This window comes from Nostoc sp. CCY 9925 (assembly GCF_963920935.1).
Classification (GTDB): Bacteria; Cyanobacteriota; Cyanobacteriia; order Cyanobacteriales; family Nostocaceae; genus Nostoc.
Genome location: NZ_CAWUDO010000199.1, coordinates 1 through 6,598, shown reverse-complemented (window position 1 = coordinate 6,598; position 6,598 = coordinate 1). Strand labels below are relative to the sequence as shown.

At 40.6% G+C, this 6,598-nt stretch carries 5 protein-coding genes and 1 pseudogene; all 6 read left to right on the top strand.

Going from position 1 to position 6,598, the window contains the following annotated elements; genetic code table 11:
* A partial coding sequence (locus ACM0OY_RS39030; RefSeq protein ID WP_414574071.1) for a TrbI/VirB10 family protein occupies window positions 1-1,272 on the top strand: 1,272 nt, incomplete at its 5' end.
* A complete protein-coding gene (locus ACM0OY_RS39025; protein ID WP_414574070.1) occupies window positions 1,269-2,102 on the top strand; it encodes a hypothetical protein in 834 nt (277 codons plus the stop codon). The genes ACM0OY_RS39030 and ACM0OY_RS39025, both read left to right, overlap by 4 nt.
* A 133-nt stretch (window positions 2,103-2,235) precedes the next feature.
* Window positions 2,236-3,591, top strand: coding sequence for a hypothetical protein (locus ACM0OY_RS39020; RefSeq protein ID WP_414574069.1), 1,356 nt, complete (start codon window positions 2,236-2,238; stop codon window positions 3,589-3,591).
* A gap of 1 nt (window position 3,592) precedes the next feature.
* Window positions 3,593-5,362: a type IV secretory system conjugative DNA transfer family protein gene (locus tag ACM0OY_RS39015; protein WP_414574068.1), complete on the top strand. Its 1,770-nt coding sequence runs from the start codon at window positions 3,593-3,595 to the stop codon at window positions 5,360-5,362.
* Window positions 5,363-5,373: 11 nt separating this feature from the next.
* Complete coding sequence (locus tag ACM0OY_RS39010) at window positions 5,374-5,859, top strand: relaxase/mobilization nuclease domain-containing protein (protein ID WP_414574067.1); 486 nt, start codon at window positions 5,374-5,376, stop codon at window positions 5,857-5,859.
* Window positions 5,860-5,956: 97 nt separating this feature from the next.
* Window positions 5,957-6,598 (top strand): annotated as a pseudogene (locus tag ACM0OY_RS39005) (DUF3854 domain-containing protein); the annotation flags it as partial.

The window sequence follows — 6,598 nt, the reverse complement described above, 5'->3', positions numbered from 1 at the left end:
GCTACAGAACAAACACAAGATAATGAGGGGGATGGTGACGCTCGTGCAAAACTAGCTCTGTCCTCTCAAGAGGATGAGTTAGGTCGCATTAACAAAAATAAAAAAGACCAACCAGCGCCAGTACCAGTTTCAGTAGACCAAAAGGTCGTGCCATCTAACCCACCATCTCCACGGCCTGCGCCACGGACTGTTCAAAATACACAACCACGTCGCGTAACTCAGGCTGCACCACAACCGATTAGAACCTACACTCAGCCACCAACACGCAGGAGTTTTTTTCCAAGACCCTCTATAAGAGCGCAGATAGTAGCGCCCCTAGATCCCCTTGAACAATTGAACAAACTCCGCAGCATCGGTTCTTACGGCAAAATTGCTTATGCCCAGACTAGCACCAGTAAACAATCTTCATTAGATCCGGATCTTGCTCAAGCAGTTCAAAATCAACGGAATGAACAAACACATACAAATAATCTTGACCAAACCACGCCACAAAACTCAAGCGACTCTCTTGAAAAGATCCGCCCCAGGTGGAAAGCGACTTTTAAGGTTAACAAGATTACTTTAGCTAACAATTATTTACCTCAAGAAAGCCAAATTCTCCAAGGGAAACAAACTCGTTATTTGACAGTTGGCTCATTTGCTACTGGTGTGATTGTTACCCCATTAGTTCAAACCACAGTTAATAATTCAGGGCAGACACAAACACCAACCTCTAATAACACTAGGTCTGTTGCTAGACTGCAAGAGGATTTACGCGATAACTATGGTCAAGTGGCAATCCCTTCGGGTACTTTATTGGCAGTCGAGTTAGCTTCAGTTGATGGGGGCAGTTACGCCATCGCCTATGTTCGGGGCATCATCAAAGATAATACAGAGTATCCCATAGGAGCGGGTGCAATTTCCGTGGCTGGGGAAGGTGGCAGACCTTTGATAGCTCGAAGATTTCAGGACAGGGGAGGCGAGATTGCCCGTAATGACTTGTTTGGTGGCGCTGTGTCTGCATTAGGAAAGGTTGGAGAGATTATGAACCAACCGGATAGTGAAGAAGAAGTTGAGGATGAATTTACAGGTAGTATTCTTCGGCGTAGTAGTGGCAATCGTCGAAATATTACTGGTGCGTTACTCGAAGGGTTTTTTGGTCAAGTTAGCGAAAACATCAGCCAACGTAATCAACGAACTACGCAAGAAATTTTCTCTCGCCCCAATGTTTGGTTTATTCCAAAGGGAACCAAACTCACCTTTAATGTCAATCAGTCTTTGGAGTTGCCATGAAAAGCATAATTAATACAGTTACAAGCGGCACTCTAGCATTGGCTTTGGCTCTGACTCCAATCTCCACAATTGCTGCCCCAGTCGTTCGCACCATCAAACAAACTCAAGCTAGTGGTCAAGGTGCAACTTTACAAACTATTAACGTCTGGAATGGTCACGGGGTAGCGATTTCTTTCTATGAAATTGGCGAAACAATCAAGAAGGTATGGCTTGATGACCCATCGCAAATTTTACTTGACACAGATGGTTGCTTAGAAGGGCTTGACCAGAATTGTCGTAACCCCGGTGCGGGGCTAATTCATCTGCGGCGAATCAAAAGAGTGAATATTCCAGGGCTACCGCAAACATCAAGCACACTATTAACAGTCATCACGCAATCGTCAATCGGGGAACGCAAGGCTTACAGCTTTCGCATTAGTGCAGGAACTGGGAAGCCTAAATACAGTCAAGTGGCGATTACTAATGATGTGGCACGAGAACAAACAACCCCGAAACCTCAATTGCAATCATTAGTTAAAACACAACAAACAATTAATCAAATCAGAAGTGGGATTGTTGTCGCTATTAAAAGTGGATGGATAAATTACCAAGATGAACTATACCAACGCTTGCAAAAGTTAATTAGTCATTTACAAGCAGGTGATGACATTTATACTGCTGCAAAGGCAGCTTCTGTCTCTGAAGAGTTAGTTAATAAATTAATTGTTTTGAGTAATAGTTCTGATAATTTAACGAACAGAATTCAGGAGTCAGGAGCCAGAATTCTCCAATTTAATTCTGTGCGAGTGGCGGATAGCGCAGCGTTAGCGAGTCCGCGAGCGTCTGAATAAACGGGTTTAAGTCCCCCACTAAATCTCCGATTTAGTGGTCTTTAATGAGTGGTGGGTCTGAATCACCCAGTCATTAATTCTGACTCCTGAATTCAGAATAGCTGAATTCTTCTTTAACACAAGGTAATGGCTTATGAAATCATCTTTACGGCCCAATGATAACGCCTTACGTTACTTCATTTTTTTGGGTTTAGTAGGTAGCTTATTGATTCATAGTTTCATAAAATATGGACTATTGAACTCTTTTGTAGGCTTTTTGCTGCCCAAGGCTTCTGCACAAGTACCCAATACGGTTCGGTTAAAGGGGAAAGGGGAAAGGGGAAAGGTTTTAAATACATCCTTTACCCATTACCCGGTTGGTGAGCTTGTCGAACCATTAACCTTTTCCCAGACCACAAGGAAAGTTCATAGTGCTTATCCAAACCGTATTGCACAAATACCCATTGTAAATTCACCCAATGGGTTTACTCCTGATTGGTCACGTTTACGTTTGAGCGACATGATTATTTCTATTAGTGGCAGTGTTACCTACCCAGGCACAAGAGGTAGAGAAACTAGAACCTGGACGGCAGGACAAAGCATTAGCGAGTTTATGGAACTAGGGGATTTTGAAACTCCTGAACTAGCCATAGAAAGTTTAAACCTTTCAACGATAGCTAGAGTACAGGAAATCAATTTAAGTCGGTTGAGACTGTCTGATTTTCAATTAACTCAATGGCAGACATTATCTGATTTAGTCAAAGCCGTTCCCGACTTAGGGAATAGAAGCGTTACGAGCGTTAGACCCATCCGTGATTTTGCCGAGCAATTTGGAATTAGCTCTGGCACAATCGCTGATATCAGTCGTGATTCTAGTTTGAGTAATATTCCACTCTCTCAAGGTATTAACTTAAATAATTACGCTCTGACATCAATTCCTAATCTTCAAAACGCATTAATCAACCAATTTAACAATTGGCAGGACTCCCTTATTATTGGAGTTCCCGGATTGTCCACTTTGACTTGGGATAATTTACCGGGACTAAGAACACTTGATTTATCATTTGTGGCTTCATTGGATTTGCCACTACGAGATATTGAAGCTAACCGCATTCGCTCTATCTCTGGGAGTTATCAAGACGGATTTAATGTACCTTGTCTGCAAAATAATTGCGCTCATGCTGAGATGTCAGGCATTGGCAAAACTACTGGTACACAATGGATGTCCGGTAAATTTCAAAAGGTTAATGGTGGGTTTGGCATCCTGAAAGCTCTCAATGGTGGTAAAGAGCCTACTGGTCGAAACCCTTTTGGCTCCAGTTTTAAACAAGTTGTCTGGAATATTTATGAAGGCAGTGGAGAGGTGGACACTACTATGTTCTTCCGTATTTGTAAAACCATTCCCTTGATTGGTCGCACTTGTAGTCCCTACTTCATTGGGCCTGTACCTTTTATTGTCTACCAAGAGAAAGACCCTATCGTTCTTGGTCAACCTAATTCTCTGCCTTAAAATGAGCAAATCTTTCAAAATAAATAGCGCTAATCCTCAAGGATTTCGATTTGAGCAATTACAAAATCCTTCAGACGCAATTGGCAAGTACACTCACTCTCTTTTCACCCCCAATGGACTAACAGTTTTGTCCTTACTTGGTGCTTATATTTTGATGAGGGTGTTTTTTGGCGATGGTAACAAAAAGAAAATCGCTACCAGTTATTGGGGTAGCTCTAAAGAAACTGCTACTGCTAAGAAAAAGGCCATCTTGCAAATTGCCAATCCCCAATGTGATAGTGCTGCACTTTACATTGGTCAACATCAACCATTAGGTGCTGGCACTACTTTTTATATACCTGATGTGCAACGAGGTACAGCCGTCATCGGCGCTCCCGGTAGTGGTAAAACATTCAGCGCCATTAACCCGATGATTTACTCGGCAATCGAGCAGGATTTTCCATGTATAATTTATGACTTTAAGTATCCATCTCAAGCGAAAGTTGCTGCCTATGCCAAATACAAGGGCTATGATGTTCACATCTTTGCACCAGGATTTGCTGAATCTGAAGTTTGCAATCCTCTAGATTTTCTCCGGGATAGTAGTGATGCCGAATCGTCCCGACAAATTTCCACTGTCATCAACAAGAATTTTCGACTTTTGGGCAATTCTACTGAGGACGGTTTCTTTGGCCCTTCAGGGGATCAGCTGACTCAAGCAATATTGATGTTAGCTAAAGAGTTCGGTCAGTTCGCAGATGTTATGACTTGCGCCGCCATACTTTCTAGTGAACAAATGGTCAAACGCCTTATGGCTGCTTCTCTCAATCCTTGGGTCAAAATTGCCTTTGGTCAGTTGTTCAGTTCTGCTGCATCTGAAAAGACTGTTGCAGGTATTGTTGCAACTGCCAGCATCATGTTCACTCGCTTTATGGCCAAAAACACACTAGGCTGCTTCATTGGAAAGACGACTTTACCTTTAGAAATTAAAGGTAAGCAGATGATTATCTTTGGGTTGGACAGAGAACGCCGAGATGCAGTCGGGCCTCTCATGACCAGCATTTTACACATGACCATCGCCCGTAACATTGCCAAAAAACGGAAAGATCCACTCATCGTTGCACTGGATGAATTACCGTCTATTTATCTGCCTGATTTATATAGATGGCTGAATGAATCTCGTTCTGAGGGCTTCTGCGGTATTATCGGCTTCCAAAATATGGGGCAGCTTGAGAAGAACTACGGTAAAGATATCGCTAAGGCGATTCTGGGGGCTTGCAGCACTAAGTTTATATTCAATCCTGGTGAGAACGAGTCGGCGCAATTATTTTCCAACTTCTTGGGTGATGAAGAGATTAAGTACAAGCAAAAAAGCCGTTCTACTGGTAGTAAAAATAATAGCACGAGCATCAGCGACCAAGAGAAAACTAGAAAGCTTTTTGAATCGGCTCAATTTCTCAAACTAATTGCTGGTAAATGTGTTTTTATTAATCCGGCTTATGCCAATAAAAAGGAAGGGTCTGTTCCTTTACTCAAAACTATCAAAATTAATGATTTACTCAAAAATATTGAGAAATACAATCAACTTAAATGGGCAAGGATTATCACTTTGTTAGCTAGGAAAAGTACACAGAAATTTCCCTCTCAGCAAGATTTAGCTTTGCGAGTTAAGCAAGTTGAGTCACGCTTTCCGCTTCCCGAAAATACTCAATCTGTTTCTAATAATTCTGGATTAACATTCAAAGAAGTCGGCAGCATGATTAATCAAAACAAATCTGACAGTGGAATTTGATTGTTATGAAAATGACTATCGAAGAATTGAAAATTAATAACTTTGAACTAATTCAAACACTATCTCAAGAGAAGATTTTAGCGAATGGTAGTTTTATTGATATTAGTCTTCCTCCCCTTCAAATTATTCAGGAGTTTAAGACTTTATCTAAAACTAGACGAAAGCTGAGGAGTTTGGGCATATATACTATCATCAGCCTAAAAAACACTTACATTAAACTAAATCAAGAATCTTGTCTGAAAATTGTTAACCAATATATTCACGGTATCGGCTGGCATGATTTGCAGTATATCTATTTTTTAGATATTCAACCTAGCAATATTTATATTCATATTATTTTTAATCGCGTTACACCCCAAGGTAAGCTCATGGATATCAAATGCTTAGGGGCTAACTGGCAACAATATGAGGTTTTACGTCAATCTTGTTCTCTCATCATCGACAACCCTGTTCATAACAAATATTTGCAAAGACGATTCTGCAATTGTTGTGGTTAGACAAGAATGTAGAAAGTAAAGGAAAAGCGAAAAAGAATGAATTTTAATCCGTTTACCCTTTACCTTTTACCCTTTACTCTGCTACACCCAAATAAATATGTTTGATGAACGACATTTGCAACTCACTTCCGCTTACGCTAGAGCTAGTCAGCATTTTATTAGAGCTTTTATTTATCCTTTAGGAGAGTTTATTTATAAATCAATCGAATCAGCTATTGATTTAAAATGTCGAATTGAAATAGGAGAAGAAACTTATTTTCTTACTCCTGATGAGGATAGTGGTTGGAAATGGTCTAAAGGTAACTTTGAAGGTGTAACAGATGAGGAAATAGAACAAGTAGAAGAGATGATGGCATATTTATTGCCTAAACTTCTCCCCGGTAGTAATGATATAACACCGTCAAATTTTCCTCCCGATCCTGATTTACCTCCAGTTTTACCTAACCCCAATTCCCCCTTAATTCTTCCGCCTTCTACCACATCTGTTGAGTTTTTGACTATACCATTCAATTCCCAAAATCCCCAGGAATATGTACCTATTCAAGACCAAGAAAATCTAGATTTAAATCCTTCTATCCATAGAAATGTTTTTTTAACAGGTGAAGATCAACTTAAAGATACATTATCACAATCATATAAAGGGAGTGTTGATAATTTTTCTGAGTTTGTAGATGAGGATTTGATTAACCAAACCAGCGCCAACAATGAAGTTGATAACCAGAGTCACCAGATAAGAGTG